The following is a 23,048-nucleotide window of genomic DNA, read 5'->3' on the forward strand; positions in this document are numbered from 1 at the left end:
TCGGAAAGGGAATGTCAGGTACTTTCAAGCAGTTCGCGGCGGGCCTGCACAAAGGCCCGTGCCGCCTCGTCATGCAAGGCGTGGCGACCGGCCTGCACGCGGGGCACGCCGCCCACCCGCACCTCGGCCACGGCCGAGCTGCGGTGGCTGCCGAAGACATGGGCCGACAGCATGTCGGGTGCGGGCAAACCCGCCAGGGCCAGGTGCTGCGGGTCCAGCTCGACCCAGTCGGCGCGCTGGCCCGGCGCCAGGCCGGCCACCGCGCGGGCGCAGGCCTGGGCGCCACCGGCCACCGCCTGCAGGGTCATGGCCGTGGCCACCCCGGGCTGGCGGGCACTGGCCAGCACATTGCGCTCATGCCGCTGCAGGCGCTGGCCGTACTCCAGCAGCATCAGCTCTTCGGCCGCATTCACGCAGGCATGGCTGTCCGAGCCCACGCCCCAGGCGCCGCCGGCGTCGCGCCACAGAGGCAGGTCGAACAGGCCATCGCCCAGATTGGCCTCGGTGCTGGGGCACAGGCCGGCCACCGCGCCGCTGGCCGCTGCGGCCCGGTATTCGGCCTCGGTCATGTGGGTGGCGTGCACCAGGCACCAGCGCCGGTCCACCGGTGCATGCTCCAGCAGCCATTCGACCGGGCGGCGCGCGCTCCAGGCCAGGCAATCGTCCACCTCGCGGGTCTGCTCGGCAATGTGGATGTGGATGGGGGCGGCGGGGTCGAGCGCCGTCAGGCCGGCCACGGCCTCGCGCAGGCTGTCGGGGGGCACGGCGCGCAGCGAGTGCGGGGCCAGGCCCAGCCGGGCATCAGAGCCATGCAGGCCGCGGTTCAGCTCGCCCTGCAAGGTGTGCAACATCCGCAGCAGGTTGTCGGTGCTGCGCAGAAAGCGCCGCTGCCCGCCGTGCGGCGCCTGCCCGCCAAAACCGCCGGTCTGGTACAGCACGGGCAGCAGCGTCATGCCCATGCCCGTGCGCTGCGCCGCCCGCAACAGGCAGCGCGCCAGCGTGGCGTCGTCGGCATAGGGCTGGCCGTCGGCCTGGTGATGCACGTAGTGGAACTCGCACACCGAGGTGTAGCCGGCCTCCAGCATTTCGAGGTACAGCCAGGTGGCGATGGCCTCCAGCCGCTCTGGCGTCAGGCTGCCCGCAAAGCGGTACATCAGGGTGCGCCAGCTCCAGAAACTGTCGGCCTCGCCCCCCTGCCCCGGGCTGCTGCGCTGCTCGGTGAGGCCGGCAAAGCCGCGCTGGAAGGCATGCGAATGCAGATTGGGCAGGCCCGGGATCACGGGGCCCGCAGCCTGGGCCGCACCGGCCGGTGCGGCCACACCGGCCTGCACCTGCTGCAGCACACCGGCCGCATCCCACTGCAGCAAGACATCGCGCGCCCAGCCCTCGGGCAGCAGGGCGTGGGGGGCAAACAAGGTGGTGGCGCTCATGCAGGCTCTCTCAAGTCAAATCAGGGGGTCTGCGTGATGCGCCCCTGGCGCACCACGGTGGGCCGGGGGCGCTGGCCCAGCCAGTAGGCCAACTCGGCCACCTCGCCCACGGGCCACAGCACCCAGTTGGCGGGGCGCCCCGGCCCGAGCTGGCCGTGGCTGTCCTGCAGGCCCAGCGCCTGGGCGGCGTGGCGGGTCACCCCGGCCAGGGCCTCGGGCACGGTCAGGCGAAACAGCGTGCAGGCCATGTTGACCATCAGCAGCAGGCTCAGGGCCGGCGAGGTGCCCGGGTTGTGGTCGGTGGACACGGCCATGGGCACGCCGGCCTCGCGCAAGGCCTGGATGGGCGGCACCTGGGTGTCGCGCAAGGTGTAGAAGGCTCCGGGCAGCAGCACGGCCACCGTGCCCGAACGGCGCATGGCGGCGATGCCTTCGGCCGACAGGTGCTCGATGTGGTCGCACGACAGCGCGCCATAGCGCGCCGCCAGCGCCGCCCCGCCCATGTCGGACAGTTGCTCGGCATGCAGCTTCACCGGCAGGCCCAGGGCCTGCGCGGCCTGAAACACCTGCTCGGTCTCGGCCAGCGAGAACGCGATGCGCTCGCAGAACACATCCACCGCATCCACCAGGCCCTCGGCCGCCAGGGCGGGCAGCATCTCGCGGCACACCAGGTCAACGTAGTCGGCGCTGCGCCCCGCGTACTCGGGCGGCAGCGCGTGGGCACCCAAAAAGGTGGTGCGCACGGTGAGGCCATGCAGCTCGCCCAGGCGCCGCGCCACACGCAACTGCTTGCGCTCGTGCGCCAGGCTCAGGCCATAGCCTGATTTGATCTCGATGGCACAGACGCCTTCGGCCAGCAGGCTTTGCAGGCGGGCGCTGGCACTGGCCAGCAGCTCGTCCTCGCTGGCCTCGCGGGTGGCCCGCACGCTGGAGACGATACCGCCGCCGGCGCGGGCCACCTCTTCGTAGCTGGCACCGGCCAAGCGCAGCGCGAATTCATTCGCCCGCTGGCCGCCGTACACCAGGTGGGTGTGGCAGTCGATCAGGCCGGGCGTGAGCCAGCAGCCCCCGGCGTCGTGCCGGGGCGTGGCGGGCGGCAGCACCGCGTCGGCCAGACGCCCGACCCAGGCGATCTGCCCCCCCTGCACCAGCAGGGCATCGCTGTCGGGCGGGCTGTCGACCGTCAGCGCACCGGGCGCCACCCGCAGGTTGAACCACAAACCATCGGCACTGGCGTGCACAGAACCCCGCATGGTCAAACCTCCTGTATCAACACCGCGATCAGCGCGGCCTGCGGCCCGTCGGCCGTCAGCCGCCAGGGGCCGAAGCGCCCTGCCCCAGCCTCCCACCACAGGCCCTGGTCGGGTGCCAGCGCCACGGTTTCAGCGCCACACAGCTGCCAAGCTCCCTGCAGGCTCATCAGCAGGCCGGCCGGCGACGAGGGCAAGGCCTGCCCCACATCACCGTACAACACGCTGACCGAGGCCCGGCAGCGCTCGCGCCGCGTCATCACATTGAAATCGTCGCAGGGGCCGCCCAGCAGGCGGCTGTCGATGGCGACCTCGCCGGCAAAGGCAAAGGGCTGCCACGGTGTGGCCAGGCGGTGCGCCACGGCGCCATCGCTCGAGCTGAGCTGCACGCCAGCCCCTTCGAGCAGCGTGATCACGCGGTCCACCCCTTCGAAGCGGGAGAACGGCCCGTCGCTGGCGATGTGGGCAATGCTGACCCGCCAGTCAAAGGCGTCCAGCCCCGCGCCCGGCGGCTGGCAGACGATCTCACGCGTCACGCCGCCGCCGTTCTTCCAGGGCATGGCCTGGAGCGAGCGGCGGTCGAAGCGATGCAGATCTGAAGAGGCGTCTGGGTTCATGAGCGGCTCAGCACGGCATGCAAAAACTGCCGGGTGCGTTCCTGCCGCGGGGCCCCGAACACGGTGGCCGGGTCGCCGGCCTCGACGATGCCGCCGCCATCCATGACCACCACCACATCGGCCACCTCGCGGGCAAAGCCCATCTCGTGGGTGACCACCATCATGGTCATGCCTTCGCTGGCCAGCAGCTTCATGACCTGCAGCACCTCGCCCACCAGCTCGGGGTCGAGGGCCGAGGTGGGCTCGTCGAACAGCATCACCTTGGGTCGCATGGCCAGGGCACGGGCAATCGCCACGCGCTGTTTCTGGCCGCCCGACAGGCTGGCCGGCATGGCGTCGGCCTTGGCCGACAGGCCCACCTTCTGCAGCAGCTCACGCGCCTCGGCCTCGGCCTGGGAGGCGCTCAGGCCGCGCAGCATGCGCGGGCCCAGGGTGACGTTGCCCAGCACCGACAGGTGCGGGAACAGGTTGAACGACTGGAACACCATGCCCACCTCGGTGCGCAGGGCATTCAGCTCGCGCTCGGCCAGCATCTGGCCCTCACGCACCAGGGTGTGGCCCACGATCTCGACGCTGCCCTGCTCGGGCTGCTCCAGCCCGTTGCAGCAGCGCAAAAAGGTGCTCTTGCCCGAGCCGCTGGGCCCGATCACCACCACCACCTGCGAGGGCTGCACCTCGAAGTCGATGCCTTTCAGCACCACGTGGTCGCCGTAGCGCTTGCCCAGGCCGCGGATGCGAAGGATGGGTTCTTGGCCCTGGGTCTGGGCCGGTGTCTGTTGCAGGGTCTGGCTCATTGCACCATGCCTCCGGCGCGCAGGCGCTGTTCGATGTGCCGCAGGGCCAGGGTGGTCAGCCCCGTGAGCACGAAATACACCGCCGCGATCGCGAGATACACCTCCAGCGACCGGTACGACACGCTGATGATCTTCTGCCCCTCGTGCATCACGTCGTGGATGGTCAACAGCGACACCAGGGCCGAGTTCTTGATCAGGGCAATGAACTCATTGCCCAGGGGCGGGATCATGCGCACCACGGCCTGCGGCAGGATCACGCTGCGCATGGCCTGGCTGTAGGACATGCCCATGGAGCGGGCAGCCTCCATCTGGCCACGGTCCACCGACTGGATGGCCCCGCGCACGATCTCCGACACATAGGCGCCCGAGTAGATGCCCATGCCCAGCACGCCGCACACAAAGGCCGGCAGCAGCAGCCCGAAATGCGGCAGGCCGAAGAACAGGATGAACAGCTGCACCAGCAGCGGCGTGCCGCGGATCAGCGCCACATAGGCCGTGCACAGGCCGTAGACCAGCGGGTTGCCGCGTCGCAGGCGGCCCAGGCCGGCCAGCAGGCCCAGCACGCAGCCCAGCAGCAGGGCACAGGCGGTGATCTGCACCGTGACGGCTGCGCCGTTGAGCAGATCGCGCCAGCCGGCCCAGACGGGGGAGAAATCGAAGTCCATGGGGTGGAGTGCCTTCAGTCAGGGAGCGCTCAGCCCCTCATTTGCCGGCCGGAAACCACTTGGCCACCAGGCGCGCATGGCTGCCGTCGGCCTTGAGCTTGGCCAGCGCGGCGTTGACGGCACGGGTCAGCTCCGGCGTGTCCTTGCGCAGGGCCATGCCGTACTCCTCGGTGGTCAGCTGGGGCTCCAGCACCTGCAGACCCGGGCGGGTGCGCATGTACTGGAAGGCCGCGGGCTTGCCGGTGACCAGGGCGTCGGCGCGGCCGATGTCCACCAGGTTGAACATCTCCTGGTTCTTCTCGACCTCGACCAGCTGCACCTGCGGGAAGGCCTGCTTCACAAAGGCCACCGACTTGGTGCCCACCTGCACCGACACCTTCTTGCCGTTGAGGTCGATGGGGGCCTTCATCGCGCTGCCCGCCTTGACCATGGTGACCAGGCCACCGGCAAAGTAGGGTTCGCTGAAATCGACCACCTTCTTGCGCTCGTCGGTGATGTAGATGGCCGACACGGCCATGTCGAAGCGCTTGGAGATCAGGCCGGGGATCAGGCCCTTGAAGTCGATGTCCACCCACTCGACCTTCTTGCCCATGGCGGCGGCCACCGCCTCCACCAGCTCGACATCGAAGCCGGTGCGCTTGCCGTTGTCCACGTACTCCATGGGCGGGAAGGTGGCGTCGGTGGCCACGTGCAGCACATCAGACTGGGCGCTGGCGGCGCCGTGCAGGCCGGCAAAGCTGCTGAGGGCCAGGGTGGCGAGGAGGAGTTGGCGGCGGAAGTTCATGGGGCAGGTCCTGTCAGGTTGGAGGGATGCAACGGGGGGAGACAAAAGGGAAGACAACGGGGAGATTCAGCGCAAGCGGGCCTTCAAGGTGCCGTTTCACGGGCCCTGCAGCGCGCGGGCAATGCGCGCTGCGGTGACCAGGGTCATGTGCACAAAGGCGGCCTCGCGGCCATCGATACGCAAGGTCGGTGCCATCAGGGTGATGGCACCGTGCAGCTGACGCTGGCCATCGAGCAGGGGCGCACTCACGCCCCAGACACCGGCATCGACTTCGCCGGCGGTGATGGCATGGCCGCGCTCGCGGATGAGCGCCAGCTCACTGCGCCGGGCCGCTTGCTCGGTGGCGCCGAGGTTCAACCGCTCCAGGGCCGCTTCGCGCTGGGCCTCGGGCAGGTGGGCCAGCAGGCACTTGGCGCTGGCCCCGTCGCGCAGCGGCACGCTGCGCCCCTTGTCGAAGGAGCAGCGCAGCGACTGCACGCTGTCCACCATTTCGAGGCACACCGCACGCTCATTGAGCACCGCCACCAGGGCCACGCTCTCGCTGCTGAGGCGGGCCAGGGCCTGCAGATCGGCCCGGGCGCACTGCACCAGGCGCGAGTTGGCGTCAAAGCCGCAGGCCAGCTCGACGCTGGCGGGGCCCGGGCCGTAGCGCCCGTCCACCTCCATGACAAAACCCCAGCGCCGCAAGGTGGCGATCTGGCGGTACAGCGTGCTCTTGGCCAGCCCCGTGGCGGCGCTCAGCTCCAGCGCGCTCATGGGCTCGCGGTGCTGCGCCAGCACCGACAGCACCTGCAGGGCGCGGTCGGTGGCGGGGGTGGTGTCAGATCCGGCGGTCATGGGAATGAGGTGAGCGCTGAAGCGTTGATTGCCTTGCAGTATCTGGCGCCATGACTTGAGCGCCAAGCCCCCATTCCCAGGCTGTGGGAATGGGGCCAGCTTTTGAAGTACCCGCCTCCTCCAGTGCCTCAGCCCTTCACTCAACCTTGAAGCATGGGCAGGTTCAGGCCGTTGCGCTGGGCGCAGGCCTGGGCGCTTTCGTAGCCGGCGTCGGCATGGCGCATCACCCCGGTGGCCGGGTCGTTCCAGAGCACGCGGGCCAGGCGCTGGTCGGCGGCCGCGCTGCCATCGGCCACGATGACCACGCCCGAATGCTGCGAATACCCCATGCCCACGCCCCCGCCGTGGTGCAGGCTGACCCAGGTGGCGCCCCCCGCCGTGTTGAGCAGCGCGTTCAGCAGCGGCCAGTCGCTGACGGCGTCGGTGCCGTCCTTCATGCTTTCGGTTTCGCGGTTGGGGCTGGCCACCGAACCGGTGTCCAGGTGGTCGCGGCCGATCACGATGGGCGCCTTGAGCTCGCCCGTGCGCACCATCTCGTTGAAGGCCAGCGCCGCCTTGTGGCGCTCGCCCAGCCCCAGCCAGCAGATGCGCGCCGGCAGGCCCTGGAAGCTGATGCGCTCGCGGGCCATGTCGAGCCAGCGGTGCACATGGGTGTTCTCGGGGAACAGCTCCTTGATCTTGGCGTCGGTCTTGTAGATGTCTTCCGGGTCGCCCGACAGGGCCACCCAGCGGAACGGGCCCTTGCCCTCGCAGAACAGCGGGCGGATGTAGGCCGGCACAAAGCCCGGGAAGTCGAAGGCGTTCTGCACGCCCTCATCGAAGGCCACCTGGCGGATGTTGTTGCCGTAATCGACCACCGGCACGCCCAGGGCCTGGAAATCGAGCATGGCCTGCACATGGCGGGCACACGACTGGGCGGCCGCCTTCTTGAGGGCGGCATGCTGGGCCGGGTCCTGCTGCGCGGCACGCCACTGGGCCACGCTCCAGCCGGCCGGCAGGTAGCCGTTGACCAGGTCGTGGGCCGAGGTCTGGTCGGTCACCAGGCCGGGCCTGGGGCCACCGGCCTGCGCCCGGCGCACCAGTTCGGGCAGCACCTCGGCGGCATTGCCCAGCAGGCCGATGGACACCGCCTCGCCGGCGGCCGTGTGCTGGGCGATCAGTTCGAGGGCGTGGTCCAGATCGCGCGCCTGCTTGTCGAGGTAGCGGGTGCGCAGGCGGAAGTCGATGCTGGCCTGCTGGCATTCGATGTTCAGCGACACCGCCCCGGCAAAGGTGGCGGCCAGGGGCTGGGCCCCACCCATGCCGCCCAGGCCGGCAGTGACGATCCACTGGCCCTTGAGGCTGCCGCCGTGGTGCTGGCGGCCTGCCTCGGCAAAGGTCTCGTAGGTGCCTTGCACGATGCCCTGGGTGCCGATGTAGATCCAGCTGCCGGCCGTCATCTGGCCGTACATGAACAGGCCCTTGCGGTCGAGCTCGCTGAAGTGCTCCCAGTTGGCCCATTTGGGCACCAGGTTGGAGTTGGCCAGCAACACCCGCGGGGCGTTCTCGTGGGTCTTGAACACGCCCACGGGCTTGCCCGACTGGATCAGCAGGCTCTCGTCGTCGTTGAGCTGGCGCAGGCTCTCCAGGATGGCGTCGTAACAGGCCCAGTCGCGGGCGGCCCGGCCGATGCCGCCATAGACCACCAGGTCTTGCGGGCGCTCGGCCACCTCGGCGTCCAGGTTGTTCTGGATCATGCGGTAGGCCGCCTCGGTGAGCCAGCTCTTGCAGCTTTTCTCGGTGCCGCGCGGGGCGCGGATCACCCGGCTGGGGTCGTGGCGGGGGTCGGCGGCCGGGGCTGCGGTGGCGGCGATGAGTTTGTCATTGGCATTCATGGTCAACACTCCAGAAAAGACGGTGCACAGAAAGAAGGATGGGATCGGCTCAGAGGGCGGTGGCCTGCTCGCTGGGCCAGACGCGCTTCAGGCAGGCCGGCCAATCGGTCTGGCGGGCCCACCCGCGCATGGCTTCGATGTCGGGGGCCAGAAAGCGGTCTTGCTCCAGAAAGGCCACGCGCTGGCGGATGCCGGCCATCAGGCCCTCCACCGCGGGCGAGCTCTTCAGCGGGCGCTGGAAATCCAGCCCCTGGGCGGCGGCCATGGCCTCGATGCCCACCACCACCGCGGTGTTGTTCACCATCTCGGCCAGACGGCGCGCGCCGAAGGTGGCCATGGAGACATGGTCTTCCTGGTTGGCCGAGGTGGGCAGGCTGTCGACACTGGCCGGGTGGGCCAGCGACTTGTTTTCCGAGGCCAGCGCCGCGGCCGTGACCTGGGCGATCATGAAGCCCGAATTGACGCCGCTGTCGCGGATCAGAAAGGCCGGCAGGCCCGACAGGCCGGTGTCCAGCAGCAAGGCCATGCGGCGCTCCGAGATGGCGCCGATCTCGGCCACCGCCAGCGCGATGATGTCGGCCGCAAAGGCCACCGGCTCGGCGTGGAAGTTGCCGCCCGAGATCACATCGCCGTTGTCGAACACCAGCGGGTTGTCCGAGGCGGCATTGGCCTCGGTCTGCAGCACGCGGGCGGCATGTTGCAGGTTGTCCAGGCAGGCGCCCATCACCTGGGGCACGCAGCGGATCGAATACGGGTCTTGCACCCGGCCGCAGTGCTCGTGCGAATGCACGATGTCGCTGCCCTCCAGCAACTCGCGCAGGGCCGCAGCCACCGCGATCTGCCCGGGCTGACCCCGGGCGGCATGGATGCGCGCATCCAGCGGCTTGACCGAGCCCTTGATGGCCTCCAGCGACAGGGCCCCCGCCGCCAGGCCGGCGGCCAACACCTCTTCGGCGCCAAACAGGCCGGCCAAGGCCAGCGCCGTGGACACCTGGGTGCCGTTGAGCAGCGCCAGACCCTCTTTGGGGCCCAGCACAAAGGGTTGCAGGCCGATGCGCGCCAGGGCCTGGGCACCGCCCAGGCGCCCGCCCTCGGGCAGCAGCACCTCGCCCTCACCGATCAGCACGCAGGCCAGGTGGGCCAGCGGGGCCAGGTCGCCCGAGGCGCCCACCGAGCCCTTGGCCGGGATCACCGGCAACAGATCGGCATTGGCCAGCGCCAGCAGCGCGTCCACCAGTTCGGGCCGCACGCCGGAGTGCCCCCGCGCCAGGCTGACCGCCTTGGAGGCCAGCACCATGCGCACCACCGGCGCAGGCAGGGGCTCACCCGTGCCCACGCTGTGCGACAGCACCAGGTTGCGCTGCAGCTCGGCCAGGCGTTCGTGGGCAATGCGCGTGCTGGCCAGCTTGCCAAAGCCGGTGTTGATGCCGTAGACCACCTGGTCTTCATCGACGATGCGCTGCACACAGCGCTGGGCCGCCAGCAGGCCGGCGCGCGCCGATTCGTGCAGGCGCAGCGTCAGGCCGCCGGCCGCGATGCGGCGCCACTGGGCCAGGCTCACCTGGCCGGGCTCCAGCAGCAGCTCGGCGGCGGTGGATGCAGAGGTGGGTGCCGGGGTGGGTGCTGTGTTTGATGTCATGTTGACCATCCTGTCTATACAAGTTGCCATAAACGAAAACAAGGCCGTCTGCAAAGCGCAACCGGCTCAGCCGAAGACGGGGTTGCCGTCGGCCCTGAAACGGCTGCCCAGGCGGTAGCGCGAGGCCGGGTGCAGGCAGCGCACCACCGTCACCGGCACGCCGCGCGTCCAGGTGCGGCGGGTCAGCAGCAGGCAGGGCTGGGTCGGCACCATGGCCAGGCGCTCGGCCTGCTCAGCCGTGGGCAGCACGGCGTCCACCACGTGCTCGACCTGGTCGAAGGGCACGTTGCGCACCAGGTACTCGGAGGGCTGCTGCAGGCTGAAATCCTGCGCGCCGAAGTCGGGCACCACGCGGGGGTTGACGTAGCGGTCTTCCAGCTGCACGGGCACGCCGTCTTCCAGGTGCACGCAAACCGAGTGAAAGACCGAATCGCCCAGGCGCAGGTCAAGGGAGGCTGCCACCTCCAGCGAGGCGGAGATGCGCTCCACCACCAGCACCTCGCAGCGGTAGTCGTGACCACGCTGGCGGATCTCGCTGGCCAGGTTGGCGATCTGCAGCAGCGTGGATTGGGGCTTTTCCTCGGCCACGAAACTGCCCACCCCGGCTACACGCACCACCCTGCCCTGCTCGGTCAGCTCGCGCAAGGCGCGGTTGACGGTCATGCGCGAGATGCCGAACTGGGCCACCAGCTCGTGCTCGGACGGCAGGCGGTGGCCCGGCGGCCAGGAGCCGTCCTGGATCTTGCGCGAGATGTGGTCCTTGATCTGCTGGTACAGCGCCAGCGCCGGCGGCATGGGCGAGGTGGACGCAGTCAGCGGCACGGCGGCCACCGAGGGGGACGGCAGATGGGACGAAGCCTTGCGGCGGCTGGCGGGCGTGGGTGACATGGGGCGCTATCGTAGTGGGCCAGGACCGTGGGCGCTGAGCCTCAGTGCTCGGCCGCGGCCATGGACTCGGCCCGGATCTCTTCGGTCAGGCGGGCCTTGAGGGCCATGAACTCGGGGCTGGTCTTGATCGTGTAGTGGCGCGGGTGCGGGAAATCCACCGCCAGCTCGGTCTTGATGCGCCCGGGCCGGGCGCTGAACACGGCCACCCGGTTGGCCATGAAGATGGCCTCGTCGATGTCGTGGGTGACAAAGAGCACGGTCTTGCGCGAGGCCTCCCAGATGCCCAGCAGCAGCTCCTGCATCAGCACCCGGGTCTGGTTGTCGAGGGCACCGAAGGGCTCGTCGAGCAGCAGGATCTTGGGGTCGTTGGCCAGGGCGCGGGCAATCGCGGTGCGCTGCTGCATGCCGCCCGAGAGCTGCTTGGGAAAATGCTGCTCGAAGCCGCGCAGGCCGACGCGGGCGATGAAGAAATCGGCACGCTCCTTCTGCGCTGCCTCGCTCATGCCGCGCTCGCGCAGGCCGAAGCGCACGTTCTGCTCGATGGTCAGCCACGGGAACAGCGTGTAGCTCTGGAACACCATGCCCCGGTCGGCACCCGGGCCCTGCACGGGCTGGCCGTCAAGCAGCACGCGGCCGGTGCTGGGGTGGTCCAGGCCGGCCACGATGCGCAGCAAGGTGCTCTTGCCGCAGCCCGAGGGGCCCAGGATGGTGACGAAGTCGTTGTCGCGCACCTCGAAATCGACCGGCAGCAAGGCCTGGGTGCGCTGGCCGCGGCTGGACTCGAAGACGCGCGAGACGCCCTGGATGGACAACTGGCTCATTTGAAGAAGCTCCACACAAACAGGCGCCGGTTCAGGGCCTTGAAAGCGAAGTCGGACACCAGGCCGATCAGGCCGATGACGATGATGCCGAAGATGATCTGCCCGGTGTTGAGCAAGGCCTGGCTGTCGGTGATCATGTGCCCGATGCCCGACGAGGAGCCGATCAGCTCGGCCACGATGACATAAGTCCAGGCCCAGCCCAGCACCAGGCGCAGGGTTTCGGCGATCTCGGGGGCCGCCCCCGGGATCAGCACGCGCCGCACGATACCTCGTCCACTGGCGCCCAGGGTGTAGGCGGCTTCGACCAGGTCTTTCCGGGCCCCGCCCACGATCACGGCCACCATCAGCACGATCTGGAAGAACGAGCCGATGAAGATCACCAGCACCTTCTGCAGCTCGCCGATGCCGGCCCACAGGATCAGCAGCGGGATGAAGGCCGAGGCCGGCAGGTAGCGACAGAACGAGACAAAGGGCTCGAAAAAGGCCTCGACCCCCTTGTAGGCGCCCATGGCGATGCCCAGCGGCACGGCAATCACCGCGGCCAGCACAAAGCCGCCCAGCACGCGCCACACCGTCATGCCGATGTCCTTGTGGAAGCCGTACTCGGTGAAGAGCAGCCAGGCCTCCTGGGCCATCGTGACCGGGCTGGCCAAAAAGGTGGGCGAGACAAAACCGCCCAGGGTGAAGCCGGCCCACACGAGCACGAACACCACAAAGAAGCCCAGCCCCAGCAGCCAGCGCGCGCGCAGGCTGACGGGTTCGAGCGGCGCCCAGTGGCTGCGCCGGCGGGGCGCCGTGGCCGTGGGGCTGGCCAGGGCGGAAGGCATGGCTTGCGAACGGCTCATGGCTTATTTGATGAAGCTCGCGTCAAAGGTGACGGCCAGGTTCTCGGGCGCCTTGCGGATGATGCCGGCCTCCAGCAGGATGGTGGTGGCATCCTTCATGAAGCTGGTCAGCTCGCCGGCAAAGAACTTCTGGTTGGCCGCCTTGTCCTGCCAGCGCAGATAGGCCGACGACTTGGCGAATTGCTCACCCGTCTGCTTGACGGCCGAGCCCATGATGTCGTTCGACTTGGCCGGGTCGTTCTTGATCATCTCCAGCGCGGCAAAGTACGAGTCGGTCAGGGCCTGGGCGGCCTTGGGGTTGGCCTTGAGCCACGCCGGGTCGCAGCCCACGGTGTCCATCACCATCGGGTAGTCGAGCGTGGTGGCCAGGATCTTGCCGGCCGTGGGGTTGGAGCGCACGGTCGAGAGATAGGGTTCGTAGGTCATGGCGGCATCGTTCTGCCCGGCCACGAAGGCCTGGGCCGCGGCCTGCGGCGCCAGCGTGGTGACCTTGACGTCTTTCAGGCTCATGCCGTTCTTGCTCAGCATCCAGGCCAGGCCGAAGTACGGGGCGGTGCCCGGGGCATCGACGCCGATGGTCTTGCCCTTGAGTTCGGCAAAGCCCTTGATGTCGTTGCGCACGGCCAGGCCGTCGGCGCCATAAGACTTGTCCATCTGGAAGATCTGCACGATGGGCACGCCGTTGGCGTTCCAGGCCACATGGGTCTCGACCGTGGTGGCCGCACACTGGATGGCCTTGGAAGCCAGGGCCAGATGCCGGTCCTTCTGGGGAATCATCTTCAGATCGACCTCCAGGCCGTGCTGCTTGAAGATGCCGGCCTTGTCCGCCAGGGTCAGGGGCGCAAAGCCCGTCCAGCCCGACATGCCCAGGGCGATCTTGGTTTCCTGTGCCTGCACCGGTGCGGCCACCGCTGCCACCAGCCCTGCGGCAGCCATCAACGATGCCACCTTGAACATTGAACGACCCATTTTTGATGCTCCTGTAAGGATTGAAACCCCGTTTGCACAAGGCGCCCCTGGCGCCGCGCCGAGTGCTCAGACCCTCTGAACACCCCTCCTGTCTATACAACAAGGCACGTCACATGAACGCAAACGCCAGCCAGACCATGCCGTCGGCGCTTGCCGCAGTGTCCATCACCAACTCGGTGCCCCTCATCGGGATTTGCACCAATATGCTGTCTATACAGGTTTTGATAACCGAGGCGGATGTTCCATTGCAAACAGCATGCCAGCCGAATGCCCCGGCAGCGCTGCCCAGCTCACGCCCTGCCCTGGTGCCCGCCCATGCACCTTGACGGGCCCCAACGGGCGCAAAGCGCCGGCTGGCGCGGCCTGGCCCACCCTCACCGTTTCGGCTCAGGCTGCCCCAGGCTGGTGCTGCTTGCGTCGAACGGCCGGCGGGTGAAGAATGCCGGGTTTGAAACCGATTTCTCCCCCGCCGGGCCGCTGTTGCGGCGCGGCTTTTCAGGCAGGGCCACCCCGTGTGGCCAGCGCCCCTTCATGACCTTGCCAGCTTCCCCCGCGACCCTTGAGGGCCCGATCCGTCAGGCCCGGCCCACCCTGTGGCTCAACCCCGAACTGCCCACCCCAAGCCCCAGCCCCAGCCCCGGCAGCCCGCCGGCCGATGGCCCGCCAGGCCTGGGCCTGGCCGACACCCAGGCCGCTGCCGCGCGTCTGCAGCGCTTTGCCGGCCTGCTGGGCGACCTGTTTCCGGAGCTGCGAGGCAGCGACGGCGCCATCGAATCCGCCCTGTTGCCAGCCCCCCGCCTGCAAAGCGCGCTGGGCCTCTCGCCTGAGCTGGGGGCCTTGTGGGTCAAGACAGACCACAACCTGCCGGTGGCGGGCTCGATCAAGGCCCGCGGGGGCTTTCACGAGGTCTTGCAGCATGCCGAGGCGCTGGCGCTGCAAGCCGGCCTGATCGAGGCCGGCAGCGATTACCGGGTGCTGGGGCAGAGTGCGGCACGCGCCCTGTTCGCGCAGCACCAGGTGGCCGTGGGCAGCACTGGCAACCTGGGCCTGAGCATCGGCGTGATGGCCTCGGCCCTGGGCTTCAAGGCTGTGGTGCACATGTCGGCCGATGCCAAGGCCTGGAAGAAAGACCGCCTGCGCCAGCGCGGGGTCGAGGTGGTGGAGCACCTGGGCGACTATGAAAAAGCCGTGGCCGCCGGGCGGGCCCAGGCCGCCGGCAACCCAATGTGCCATTTTGTGGACGACGAACGCTCGGAGTCGCTGTTGCTGGGCTACAGCGCCGCCGCCCTGCACCTGCGTGATCAACTGCAGCAGCAGGGGCGCCGGGTCGATGCCGAACACCCCTTGTTCGTCTACCTGCCCTGTGGCGTGGGCGGCGCCCCGGCGGGCATCGCCTTCGGGCTGCGCGAGCTGCTGGGCCCCCATGTGCATTGCTTCTTTGCCGAACCGGTGCAGTCGCCCTGCTTCCTGCTGCAGATGATGGCGCCCCCCGGCACCCACCCCTCGGTGTACGACGCCGGCCTGAGCAACCAGACCGAGGCCGATGGCCTGGCCGTGCCCCGGGCCTCGCTGCTGGCCGCCGGCTTGATGCGCCAGCGCCTGTCGGGCGTGTTCACCGTGGCGGATGCGACCTTGTTCGAACACCTGGTGCTGGCCCTGGACCATGCCGATCTGCGCATCGAGCCCTCGGCGGCCGCGGGCTTCAGCGGGCCGGGGCAACTGCTGGGCTCGCCAACCGGCCAGGCCTGGCTGGCCGAGCGCGGCCTGCGGGCCCACCTGCCCCGCGCCACGCACATCGTCTGGACCACCGGCGGGCTGTTGCTGCCCGAAATGGACTACAGCCGCTTTGTGCAGCGCGGACGGCTGAGCTTAGGCCAGGGGCAGTTGCAGGCTGAGCCCCTCGTCCGTGCCGCCCTGCCCGCCTGACGGAGCCGGGGGCTGGCTGGATTCGTCCACGCACAGCACATCGGCCGCGCAGGCCTGAATCCATGCCGTGGCCTCGGCCAGCGGGGCCTGCAGCCAGCGCTGCAGGGCGTGTGGCGGCAACACCACCACCATGCGTTTTTCTTCATCGGGCTTGTGGAACTGGCGCATGAAGGCGTGGTGATCGGCATTCACGGTCAACAGGCTGAAGCTGCGCAGCACCTCGCCCGTCGGGCTGCGCCAGCCCGTCCACACCCCCGCCAGGGCCAGCGGCTGCCCGTCGCTGCGCCGGATGCGGGTGGGTACGCCCCGCCCGCTGCGCCAATCGGGCTCGTAGATGGCCTCGGCCGGCACCACACAACGGCGCCCCAGGCGCCAGGCATCGCGAAAGCTGGGCTTGCTGGCCACGGTCTCGCTGCGCGCGTTGTAGGTGTGGCGCCCCACCGTCTCGTCCTTGGCCCAGTGGGGCACCAGGCCGAAACGCCCGATCAGGGCTTCGGCCCTTGCCTCAGCCTGTGCCGGGTCTGGCGACGGCCCACTGGCCTGCAGGGGCTGGGGATGGCGGATGAAGGCCGCCGGGTAGCTGGGCCAGACATCCTCACGCCCGCCGTCGGGCAGGGTCACATCAAAGTTCTTGCGCCACGCGGCAGGGTCGCGCAGGGCCTGGTAGTGGGCACACATGGTGGGGATGCTAATGGACACGGACATGGGGTTGCGGCGCCCACAAAAAAGCCAGCCCGCAGGCTGGCTTTTCAGAGCTGAGAGCTGGCGCTCAATGGCCGCCGAACTTTTCCTGCTTCTGATCGAGCAAGACCTCGGGGGCGTCGGCCTCCTGCCAGGTCTCGTTGTTCAGGCCGGCCTGCAGGCGCTGCATGTCGAGGTCGCCGGTCCAGCGGGCCACCACCAGGGTCGCCACACCGTTGCCCACCAGGTTGGTCAGGGCACGGGCCTCGGACATGAAACGGTCGATGCCCAGGATCAGCGCCAGGCCGGCCACCGGCACATGGCCTACGGCCGACAGCGTGGCCGCCAGCACGATGAAGCCGCTGCCGGTCACACCGGCGGCGCCCTTGGAGGTCAGCAGCAGCACGGCCAGCAGGGTCAGCTGCTGCACCAGGGTCATGGGGGTGTCGGTGGCCTGCGCGATGAAGACGGCGGCCATGGTGAGGTAGATCGAGGTGCCGTCCAGGTTGAACGAGTAGCCCGTGGGGATGACCAGGCCCACCACCGACTTGCGGGCACCGAGGTTTTCCATCTTTTCCATCATGCGAGGCAGCACCGACTCGGAGGACGAGGTGCCCAGCACGATCAGCAGTTCTTCCTTGATGTACTTGATGAACTTCCAGACGCTGAAGCCGTGCACGCGGGCGATGGTGCCCAGCACCAGGAAGATGAAGATCAGGCAGGTCAGGTAGAACGAGCCCATCAGCTTGCCCAGGCTGAACAGCGAACCGATGCCGTACTTGCCGATGGTGAAGGCCATGGCGCCAAAGGCGCCGATCGGAGCCACCTTCATGATGATGCCCACGATGTCGAACAGCACATGCGAGGTCTTTTCGATGAAGTCGAACACCAGGGTGCCGCGACCGCCGAACTTGTGCAGGGCAAAGCCGAACAGCACCGCAAACAGCAGCACCTGCAGGATCTCGCCCTTGGCAAACGCATCCACCACCGAATTGGGGATCACGTTGAGCAGGAAGTCGACCGTGCCCTGCATCTTGCCCGGGCCGGTGTAGGCCGCGATGCCCTTGGTGTCGAGCGTGCTGGGGTCGACGTGCATGCCCTCACCCGGGGCCAGCACGTTCACGACAACCAGACCGACCACCAGGGCCAGCGAACTGACGATCTCGAAATACATCAGCGCCAGGCCACCGGTCTTGCCGACCTTCTTCATGTCTTCCATGCCGGCAATGCCCACCACCACGGTGCAGAAGATGATGGGGGCGATGATCATCTTGATGAGCTTGATGAAGCCGTCACCCAGGGGCTTCATGTCGGCGCCCAAGCCGGGGTTGAAGTGCCCCAGCAAGACCCCGATGGTCACAGCGACCAGAACTTGCACATAAAGAGACTTGTACAGCGGCCGCTTGGCGGGGCTGGTGACTGCGCTGGTTTGAAGTTTGTTTTGGTTTGCGGTCATATCAAAAAAGCCCGAGGAACGCCCCGGCCTGCTCGGAAGTGGGCGCGATTGTATAGCCCGTGAAACACGTCGGCATTGTGGGATTCCACAACAGACGCCGCGGTGTCACAAAGGCGCAAAGGCATGCCACAAAGGGTTTCAGGGGTAAGCATCTACTCACAAAGAACCCGCCGGCCAGCGAGCCGGGTCGCGTTGGAAGAAGAGGCTGCGCGACGAACCTGTGGAGGTGGCTAGCCGGCCGACTCCAACCGACGCGCCAGGGCCGAATGCCGACACAGCCAGGCGCACAACGGCCCGGAAGCACCGAACAACAGCGGGTTCAGTGCAATCGAGATCAACGCCCCCGCCACCACCAGGCTCTGGCCCTCGGCGGGCAGCAGGCCCAGCGTGCGCCCCAGGCCCACCAGGATGAACGAGAACTCACCGATCTGCGCCAGGCTGGCCGCGATGCGCAAAGCCGTGCTCAAGGTTTGACCCAGGGCCACCACCAGCAAGGCGGCGGCCACCGTCTTGCCCAGCATGATCACCAACACCACCCCCAGCACCTGCAGCGGGCGGTCGATCAGCACCTGGGGGTCAAACAACATGCCGACCGAGACAAAGAACAACACGGCAAAGGCATCCCGCAGCGGCAGGGATTCTTCCGCGGCCTGGTGGCTGAACTCGGACTCGCGCATCACCATGCCGGCAAAAAAGGCGCCCAGCGCAAACGACACGCCGAACAGCGCCGCGGAGGCATAGGCAATGCTGACGGCACCCGCCACCACGCACAGCGTGAAGAGCTCGCGCGAGCCGGTGCGGTGCACCTGCTTGAGCAACCAGGGGAAGAGGCGGCGCCCCAGCACCAGCATCACCGCCACAAAAGCACCGACGCGCAGCAACGTGAGCCCCAAGGTGCCCAGCAAGGAGGCACTGCCGGCGGCGGCTTCCGCCTGGGCCGGCCCGCCCAGCACGCCCGCCAGGGGCGGCAGCAGCACCAGCACCAGCACCATGGCCAGGTCTTCCACCACCAGCCAGCCGATCGCCACCCGCCCGGTGAAGGAATCGGTCAGCCCAAAGGACTCCAGGGCTCGCAGCAAGACCACCGTGCTGGCCACCGACAAGGCCAGCCCCAGCATCAGGGCCGGCCCCAAGGCCCAGCCCCAGGCCCAGGCCAGCCCCATGCCCATCAAGGTGGCCACCGTCATCTGGACCACGGCCCCAGGCAGGGCCAGGCGGCGCACCGCCATCAGGTCGGCAAAGGAGAAATGCAGGCCCACGCCGAACATCAGCAGCATGATGCCGATCTCGGCGAGCTGCGAAGCGATTTCGGCATCAGCCACGAAGCCCGGGGTGAAGGGCCCCACGATCATGCCCGTGACCAGGTAACCCACCAGGGCAGGCAGGCGCAGGCGCACGGCGACGAAGCCCAGGATCAGGGACAGGCCCAGGCCCACGGCAATCGTGCTGATCAGGGAAACACTGTGGGGCATGGGCAGAAGGTCCTCATTGGGGTGGTGGTGGGCAGGATGCCGCCGTGGCAGACATCCTGGCGGCGCGGTAAATGGGCTGTAAAGCCTCCCCATCGGAATCGATCATCCCCTCATGGTTCCCGTTCGTCGGCGTGATTGTTCAAAAAAGACGAAAAAAAACCCCGCCAGGGGGCGGGGTCGACTGAAAGCAAGGCTTTCTTCAGCCCATGTGCATCAGCCCATGTGCAGGCCACCGTTGACCGAGAAGTCAGCGCCGGTGGAGTAACCCCCTTCGTCCGACGCCAGCCAGGCGATGATGGAGGCGATTTCGCTGGGCTCGCCCAGGCGCTTGACGGGAATGGTGCCCACGATCTTGTCGAGCACGTCAGGGCGGATGGCCTTGACCATGTCGGTGCCGATGTAGCCCGGGCTCACCGTGTTCACGGTCACGCCCTTGTTGGCCAGTTCCTGGGCCAGGGCCATGGTGAAGCCGTGCATGCCAGCCTTGGCGGCCGAGTAGTTGGTCTGGCCGGCCTGGCCCTTCTCGCCGTTGACCGACGAGATGTTGACGATGCGGCCCCAACCCTTTTCAACCATATCGCCCACCACCTGCTTGGTGACGTTGAACATGCTGTTGAGGTTGGTCTCGATCACGGCGTCCCAGTCCTCGCGGGTCATCTTGAGGAACATGCGGTCGCGGGTGATGCCGGCGTTGTTCACCAGCACGTCGATCGAGCCATGCTCGGCCTTGGCCTTGCCGAAGGCTTCGACGGTGGAATCCCAATCGCCCACGTTGCCGACCGAGGCGTGGAAGGTGTAGCCCAGGGCCTTTTGTTCGGCCAGCCACTTGCTGAAGTCGCGGGTCGGGCCGCAGCCAGCGATGACCTTGAATCCTTCCTTGTGCAGGCGCTGGCAGATGGCGGTTCCGATGCCACCCATGCCACCGGTGACGTACGCTACTTTTTGACTCATGAATCGCTCCTGATTATGTTTTTGCTATGCAATTAATAGCTATTGCGCCTGTTTGGGAGCGCTGCTGCAGCACGCTCTCCTGTTTGGCGGGCCACCAGGCCCGACCTGTTTGCCATTTTGAACGGCAAATCAACGCTCAATGGTTAGGGCAACTCCCATGCCACCCCCGATGCACAGGGAGGCGATGCCCTTCTTGGCATCACGTCGTTGCATCTCATGCAGAAGTGTCACCAAAATGCGGCAGCCCGAAGCACCAATCGGGTGCCCCAGAGCGATCGCGCCGCCATTGACGTTCACCTTGCTGGTGTCCCAGCCCATCTCTTGATTCACGGCACAGGCCTGGGCCGCGAAGGCTTCGTTGATTTCGAGCAGGTCGAGTTCGGAAGCCGCCCAACCGGCGCGTTGCAAGGCCTTGGTGGAGGCCGGCACCGGGCCCATGCCCATGTAGGCCGGGTCCAGACCCGAGGTGGCAAAGCTGGCGATGCGGCCCAGCGGCTTCAAGCCCAGGCTGGCGGCACGCTTGGCGCTCATGACCATCACGGCGGCAGCGCCGTCGTTGAGGCCCGAGGCGTTGCCGGCGGTCACGCTGCCGGCCTTGTCGAAGGCAGGGCGCAGGCCCGCCAGGGCGTCGGCATTGGTCTTGCGGTTGATGAACTCGTCGGCATCGAACACCAGCGGATCGCCCTTCTTCTGGGGGATGGTGACGGGGACGATTTCGTCCTTGAAGCGGCCGGCTTCCTGGGCGGCTGCAGCCTTCTGCTGCGAGGCCAGGGCCAGGGCATCCTGCTGCTCGCGGGTGACCCCGTATTTCTTGGCCACGTTCTCGGCTGTGATGCCCATGTGGTATTGGTTGTAGACGTCCCACAGGCCGTCGACGATCATGGTGTCGACCATCTTCCAGTCGCCCATGCGCTGGCCATCACGCGAGCCCGGCAGCACGTGCGGCGACAGGCTCATGTTTTCCTGGCCGCCAGCGATCACGATGTCGCTGTCGCCCGAGGCCACGGCCTGAGCCGCCAGCATCACCGACTTGAGGCCCGAGCCGCACACCGCATTGATCGTGAGGCCCGGCGTGCCCTTGTCAAAACCCGCCTTGATGACGGCCTGGCGTGCCGGGTTCTGGCCGGCGCCCGCGGCCAGCACCTGGCCCAGAATCACTTCGCCCACCTGATCGGCAGACAGGCCGCTGCGGGCCAGAACTTCGCGGATCACCAGTGCGCCCAGATCAGTGGCCGGAATCTTGGCCAGCGAGCCACCAAACTTGCCGATGGCCGTGCGGGCGGCCGAAACGATGACGATGTCTTCCATGTGTGCTCCAGTGTTTGTTGGTCAAAAAATCAGTGCGTACAGGGCTCAGTATGTCTTGTCCAGGACCGGCAAAAATGAAACCGGACCTGGGTTTTTCCCGGATCAGGCTTTTTGCTTGACGTAGCGGCCCGGGGCCGGTTCGATGGCCTTGTACTTGGCCCCCTTGCCGTAGGTCTTGGGGGCGGGAACCAGTTTGCCCGCATGGCCCGCCAGCCATTCGGTCCAGTCGGTCCACCAGCTGCCTGCGTGCTCCTGGGCACCCGCCAGCCATTCGGCATGGGTGGCTGGCAACTTGCCGTCGCTGCGAATCCAGTGGCTGCGTTTCTTCTTGGCCGGTGGGTTGATCACACCGGCGATATGGCCCGAGGCCCCCATCACGAAGCGCTTCTTGCCCGGCAGGTGACGGGTGGACGCATAGGCCCCCGTGATCGGCACGATGTGATCCTCACGCGAGCCGTACAGGTAGACGGGGATGTCAACCTTGCCCAGGTCGACGGGCACGCCGCAGACCACCGCCTTGCCCGGCTTGACCAGGTTGTTCTCGAAGTAGGTGTTGCGCAGGTACCAGGCGTAAAACGGACCGGGCAGGTTGGTGGAATCGCTGTTCCAGTACAACAGGTCGAAGGCCGGCGGGGTTTCGCCCTTGAGGTAGTTGCCCACCACGTAGTTCCAGACCAGGTCGTTGGGCCGCAGGAAGCTGAAGGTGGAGGCCAGCTCCTGCCCCTTGAGCAGGCCGCCCTGCCCCATCTGCATTTCGCGGAACTTGACGAAGGCGTCGTCGATGAACAGGTCCAGGATGCCGGTGTCCGAAAAATCAAGGAAGGTGGTCAGGAAGGTGGCCGACTCGACCGGCTTCTCACCGCGCTGGGCCAGCACCGCCAGTGCCGTGCCCAGGATGGTGCCCCCCACGCAGAAGCCCAGCGCATTGAGGGTCTTGGCGTCGGTGATGTCCTGCACGGTGTGGATGGCCTGGATGGCGGCGTGCTCGATGTAGTCGTCCCAGGTCTTCTGGCCCATGCTCTCGTCGGGGTTGCGCCAGCTCACCACAAAGGTGCGGTGCCCTTCGGCCACCAGGTGGCGGATCAGCGAGTTCTCGGGCTGCAGATCGAGGATGTAGAACTTGTTGATGCAAGGCGGGATGAGCAGGAACGGGCGCTCATGGACCTTGGCGGTCAGTGGTTTGTATTCGATCAGCTGGAACAGCTCGTTCTCGAACACCACGGCGCCCTCGGTGGTGGCCACGTTGCGGCCCACTTCGAACAGGCTTTCATCGGTCTGGCTCATGTGGCCCTGCTGCAAGTCGTGCATCAGGTTCTGCAGGCCTTTGGCGATGCTCTCGCCCTGGGTTTCCAGCGCTTTCTTCTGGGCTTCGGCATTGAAGGCCAGGAAGTTGCTGGGCGCCGAGGCCGCCGCCCATTGCTCCACCGCAAAACGGATCCGGGCGCGGGTCTTGTCGTCGGCCTCGACCGCCTCGGCCAGGCCGGCCAGGCTGCGGCTGTTGAGCAGGTAGACCGCCGCCGTGAAACTGGCCAGCGGGTTGCTGCCCCAGGCTTCGCCGGCAAAGCGCCGGTCACGCGCCTCAGGGGTGCCCGAGAGGCTGGCGTTCCAGAGATCGGTGGCCTCTTTCACGTATTGCTGCTGCAGCGCCTGGAGCTTTTCGGTATCAAAGCTGATTGGGGGCACGGGCGCGGCGGCGGCCGTGGGCAGCGAAGGAAGCCCCAGTTGCTGGAACGCCTGCAGGGCCTTGCCCCAGCCCTCGCTCAGCATGTGTTGAAATTGCTGGGCGCTTTGACCCCACTGTGCTTCAGAATTCATGTTGTCTCCTCATGAACTGTCCGTTG

20 protein-coding genes and 1 pseudogene are annotated in these 23,048 nt (G+C 67.6%); 2 read left to right on the forward strand and 19 right to left on the reverse strand.

Going from position 1 to position 23,048, the window contains the following annotated elements; all coding sequences use genetic code 11:
• Positions 1-14: 14 nt before the first annotated feature.
• The 13 genes from F624_RS0116030 to F624_RS0116090 all read right to left on the reverse strand — a co-directional run bounded on the left by F624_RS0116030 (position 15) and on the right by F624_RS0116090 (position 13,413).
• Positions 15-1,430, reverse strand: a complete 1,416-nt coding sequence (locus F624_RS0116030; protein WP_019575338.1) for a formimidoylglutamate deiminase — start codon at positions 1,428-1,430, stop codon at positions 15-17.
• Between the two features lie 20 nt (positions 1,431-1,450).
• Positions 1,451-2,683, reverse strand: coding sequence for an imidazolonepropionase (gene hutI, locus F624_RS0116035; protein ID WP_019575339.1), 1,233 nt, complete (start codon positions 2,681-2,683; stop codon positions 1,451-1,453).
• Positions 2,684-2,685: 2 nt separating this feature from the next.
• Positions 2,686-3,297 (reverse strand): HutD/Ves family protein, encoded by a 612-nt coding sequence (locus tag F624_RS0116040; RefSeq protein WP_019575340.1) that lies wholly within the window; start codon positions 3,295-3,297, stop codon positions 2,686-2,688.
• Positions 3,294-4,091 carry an amino acid ABC transporter ATP-binding protein gene (locus tag F624_RS0116045; RefSeq protein WP_019575341.1) on the reverse strand — a complete coding sequence of 266 codons (798 nt, stop codon included), beginning with the start codon at positions 4,089-4,091 and terminating at the stop codon, positions 3,294-3,296. The genes F624_RS0116040 and F624_RS0116045 overlap by 4 nt, the downstream gene beginning before the upstream one ends.
• Positions 4,088-4,756 carry an amino acid ABC transporter permease gene (locus F624_RS0116050; RefSeq protein ID WP_019575342.1) on the reverse strand — a complete coding sequence of 223 codons (669 nt, stop codon included), beginning with the start codon at positions 4,754-4,756 and terminating at the stop codon, positions 4,088-4,090. The genes F624_RS0116045 and F624_RS0116050 overlap by 4 nt, the downstream gene beginning before the upstream one ends.
• A 37-nt stretch (positions 4,757-4,793) precedes the next feature.
• The gene (locus F624_RS0116055; RefSeq protein ID WP_019575343.1) at positions 4,794-5,540 is read right to left on the reverse strand and encodes a transporter substrate-binding domain-containing protein; all 747 of its coding nucleotides are present in this window, start codon (positions 5,538-5,540) and stop codon (positions 4,794-4,796) included.
• Positions 5,541-5,636: 96 nt separating this feature from the next.
• Entirely contained in the window at positions 5,637-6,377 is a 741-nt protein-coding gene (locus F624_RS0116060) for an IclR family transcriptional regulator (protein ID WP_019575344.1), read from the reverse strand.
• A gap of 140 nt (positions 6,378-6,517) precedes the next feature.
• Positions 6,518-8,251 carry a urocanate hydratase gene (gene hutU / locus F624_RS0116065; protein ID WP_019575345.1) on the reverse strand — a complete coding sequence of 578 codons (1,734 nt, stop codon included), beginning with the start codon at positions 8,249-8,251 and terminating at the stop codon, positions 6,518-6,520.
• A 49-nt stretch (positions 8,252-8,300) separates the two neighbouring features.
• Positions 8,301-9,899, reverse strand: a complete 1,599-nt coding sequence (hutH, locus tag F624_RS0116070) for a histidine ammonia-lyase (RefSeq protein ID WP_019575346.1) — start codon at positions 9,897-9,899, stop codon at positions 8,301-8,303.
• Between the two features lie 57 nt (positions 9,900-9,956).
• Positions 9,957-10,685: a histidine utilization transcriptional repressor HutC gene (gene hutC, locus F624_RS0116075; protein ID WP_245573656.1), complete on the reverse strand. Its 729-nt coding sequence runs from the start codon at positions 10,683-10,685 to the stop codon at positions 9,957-9,959.
• Between the two features lie 134 nt (positions 10,686-10,819).
• Positions 10,820-11,599, reverse strand: coding sequence for an ABC transporter ATP-binding protein (locus F624_RS0116080; RefSeq protein WP_019575348.1), 780 nt, complete (start codon positions 11,597-11,599; stop codon positions 10,820-10,822).
• Positions 11,596-12,444 (reverse strand): ABC transporter permease, encoded by an 849-nt coding sequence (locus tag F624_RS0116085; protein ID WP_019575349.1) that lies wholly within the window; start codon positions 12,442-12,444, stop codon positions 11,596-11,598. Before F624_RS0116085 ends, F624_RS0116080 begins: the two co-directional genes overlap by 4 nt.
• 3 nt (positions 12,445-12,447) lie before the next feature.
• The gene (locus F624_RS0116090; RefSeq protein WP_031255240.1) at positions 12,448-13,413 is read right to left on the reverse strand and encodes an ABC transporter substrate-binding protein; all 966 of its coding nucleotides are present in this window, start codon (positions 13,411-13,413) and stop codon (positions 12,448-12,450) included.
• A gap of 113 nt (positions 13,414-13,526) precedes the next feature.
• Between F624_RS0116090 and F624_RS34900 the strand changes: the two genes are divergently transcribed.
• Together F624_RS34900 and F624_RS0116100 are read left to right on the forward strand one after the other, a co-directional pair.
• Positions 13,527-13,739, forward strand: coding sequence for a hypothetical protein (locus F624_RS34900; RefSeq protein WP_157443488.1), 213 nt, complete (start codon positions 13,527-13,529; stop codon positions 13,737-13,739).
• 205 nt (positions 13,740-13,944) lie between these two features.
• Positions 13,945-15,339: a D-serine ammonia-lyase gene (locus F624_RS0116100; protein WP_051107431.1), complete on the forward strand. Its 1,395-nt coding sequence runs from the start codon at positions 13,945-13,947 to the stop codon at positions 15,337-15,339.
• On the opposite strand, the gene F624_RS0116105 is transcribed toward F624_RS0116100, so the two are convergent.
• From F624_RS0116105 to phaC, 6 genes and pseudogenes are all read right to left on the reverse strand, one after another.
• A complete protein-coding gene (locus F624_RS0116105; RefSeq protein WP_019575353.1) occupies positions 15,283-16,044 on the reverse strand; it encodes an SOS response-associated peptidase in 762 nt (253 codons plus the stop codon). The two genes, F624_RS0116100 and F624_RS0116105, sit on opposite strands and share 57 nt — an antisense overlap.
• Positions 16,045-16,108: 64 nt before the next feature.
• Complete coding sequence (locus F624_RS0116110; protein WP_019575354.1) at positions 16,109-17,476, reverse strand: dicarboxylate/amino acid:cation symporter; 1,368 nt, start codon at positions 17,474-17,476, stop codon at positions 16,109-16,111.
• A gap of 242 nt (positions 17,477-17,718) precedes the next feature.
• Positions 17,719-18,948, reverse strand: a pseudogene (locus F624_RS0116115) (cation:proton antiporter domain-containing protein); the annotation flags it as partial.
• 213 nt (positions 18,949-19,161) lie between these two features.
• A complete protein-coding gene (gene phbB / locus F624_RS0116120) occupies positions 19,162-19,899 on the reverse strand; it encodes an acetoacetyl-CoA reductase (RefSeq protein WP_031255246.1) in 738 nt (245 codons plus the stop codon).
• 129 nt (positions 19,900-20,028) lie between these two features.
• The gene (locus F624_RS0116125) at positions 20,029-21,207 is read right to left on the reverse strand and encodes an acetyl-CoA C-acetyltransferase (protein WP_019575357.1); all 1,179 of its coding nucleotides are present in this window, start codon (positions 21,205-21,207) and stop codon (positions 20,029-20,031) included.
• 102 nt (positions 21,208-21,309) lie between these two features.
• Positions 21,310-23,022 carry a class I poly(R)-hydroxyalkanoic acid synthase gene (phaC, locus tag F624_RS0116130; RefSeq protein ID WP_019575358.1) on the reverse strand — a complete coding sequence of 571 codons (1,713 nt, stop codon included), beginning with the start codon at positions 23,020-23,022 and terminating at the stop codon, positions 21,310-21,312.
• Between the last annotated feature and the right edge of the window lie 26 nt (positions 23,023-23,048).

The sequence above is a fragment of the Curvibacter lanceolatus ATCC 14669 genome, from assembly GCF_000381265.1.
Lineage (GTDB): Bacteria > Pseudomonadota > Gammaproteobacteria > Burkholderiales > Burkholderiaceae_C > Curvibacter > Curvibacter lanceolatus.

Excerpts from the sequence above, each read along its gene's own strand:
- F624_RS0116030 (WP_019575338.1), bottom strand. The coding sequence starts at position 1,430 with ATGAGCGCCACCACCTTGTTTGCCCCCCACGCCCTGCTGCCCGAGGGC.
- hutI (WP_019575339.1), bottom strand. The coding sequence starts at position 2,683 with ATGCGGGGTTCTGTGCACGCCAGTGCCGATGGTTTGTGGTTCAACCTG.
- F624_RS0116040 (WP_019575340.1), bottom strand. The coding sequence starts at position 3,297 with ATGAACCCAGACGCCTCTTCAGATCTGCATCGCTTCGACCGCCGCTCG.
- F624_RS0116045 (WP_019575341.1), bottom strand. The coding sequence starts at position 4,091 with ATGAGCCAGACCCTGCAACAGACACCGGCCCAGACCCAGGGCCAAGAA.
- F624_RS0116050 (WP_019575342.1), bottom strand. The coding sequence starts at position 4,756 with ATGGACTTCGATTTCTCCCCCGTCTGGGCCGGCTGGCGCGATCTGCTC.
- F624_RS0116055 (WP_019575343.1), bottom strand. The coding sequence starts at position 5,540 with ATGAACTTCCGCCGCCAACTCCTCCTCGCCACCCTGGCCCTCAGCAGC.
- F624_RS0116060 (WP_019575344.1), bottom strand. The coding sequence starts at position 6,377 with ATGACCGCCGGATCTGACACCACCCCCGCCACCGACCGCGCCCTGCAG.
- hutU (WP_019575345.1), bottom strand. The coding sequence starts at position 8,251 with ATGAATGCCAATGACAAACTCATCGCCGCCACCGCAGCCCCGGCCGCC.
- hutH (WP_019575346.1), bottom strand. The coding sequence starts at position 9,899 with ATGGTCAACATGACATCAAACACAGCACCCACCCCGGCACCCACCTCT.
- hutC (WP_245573656.1), bottom strand. The coding sequence starts at position 10,685 with ATGCCGCCGGCGCTGGCGCTGTACCAGCAGATCAAGGACCACATCTCG.
- F624_RS0116080 (WP_019575348.1), bottom strand. The coding sequence starts at position 11,599 with ATGAGCCAGTTGTCCATCCAGGGCGTCTCGCGCGTCTTCGAGTCCAGC.
- F624_RS0116085 (WP_019575349.1), bottom strand. The coding sequence starts at position 12,444 with ATGAGCCGTTCGCAAGCCATGCCTTCCGCCCTGGCCAGCCCCACGGCC.
- F624_RS0116090 (WP_031255240.1), bottom strand. The coding sequence starts at position 13,413 with ATGGGTCGTTCAATGTTCAAGGTGGCATCGTTGATGGCTGCCGCAGGG.
- F624_RS34900 (WP_157443488.1), top strand. The coding sequence starts at position 13,527 with ATGAACGCAAACGCCAGCCAGACCATGCCGTCGGCGCTTGCCGCAGTG.
- F624_RS0116100 (WP_051107431.1), top strand. The coding sequence starts at position 13,945 with ATGACCTTGCCAGCTTCCCCCGCGACCCTTGAGGGCCCGATCCGTCAG.
- F624_RS0116105 (WP_019575353.1), bottom strand. The coding sequence starts at position 16,044 with ATGTCCGTGTCCATTAGCATCCCCACCATGTGTGCCCACTACCAGGCC.
- F624_RS0116110 (WP_019575354.1), bottom strand. The coding sequence starts at position 17,476 with ATGACCGCAAACCAAAACAAACTTCAAACCAGCGCAGTCACCAGCCCC.
- phbB (WP_031255246.1), bottom strand. The coding sequence starts at position 19,899 with ATGAGTCAAAAAGTAGCGTACGTCACCGGTGGCATGGGTGGCATCGGA.
- F624_RS0116125 (WP_019575357.1), bottom strand. The coding sequence starts at position 21,207 with ATGGAAGACATCGTCATCGTTTCGGCCGCCCGCACGGCCATCGGCAAG.
- phaC (WP_019575358.1), bottom strand. The coding sequence starts at position 23,022 with ATGAATTCTGAAGCACAGTGGGGTCAAAGCGCCCAGCAATTTCAACAC.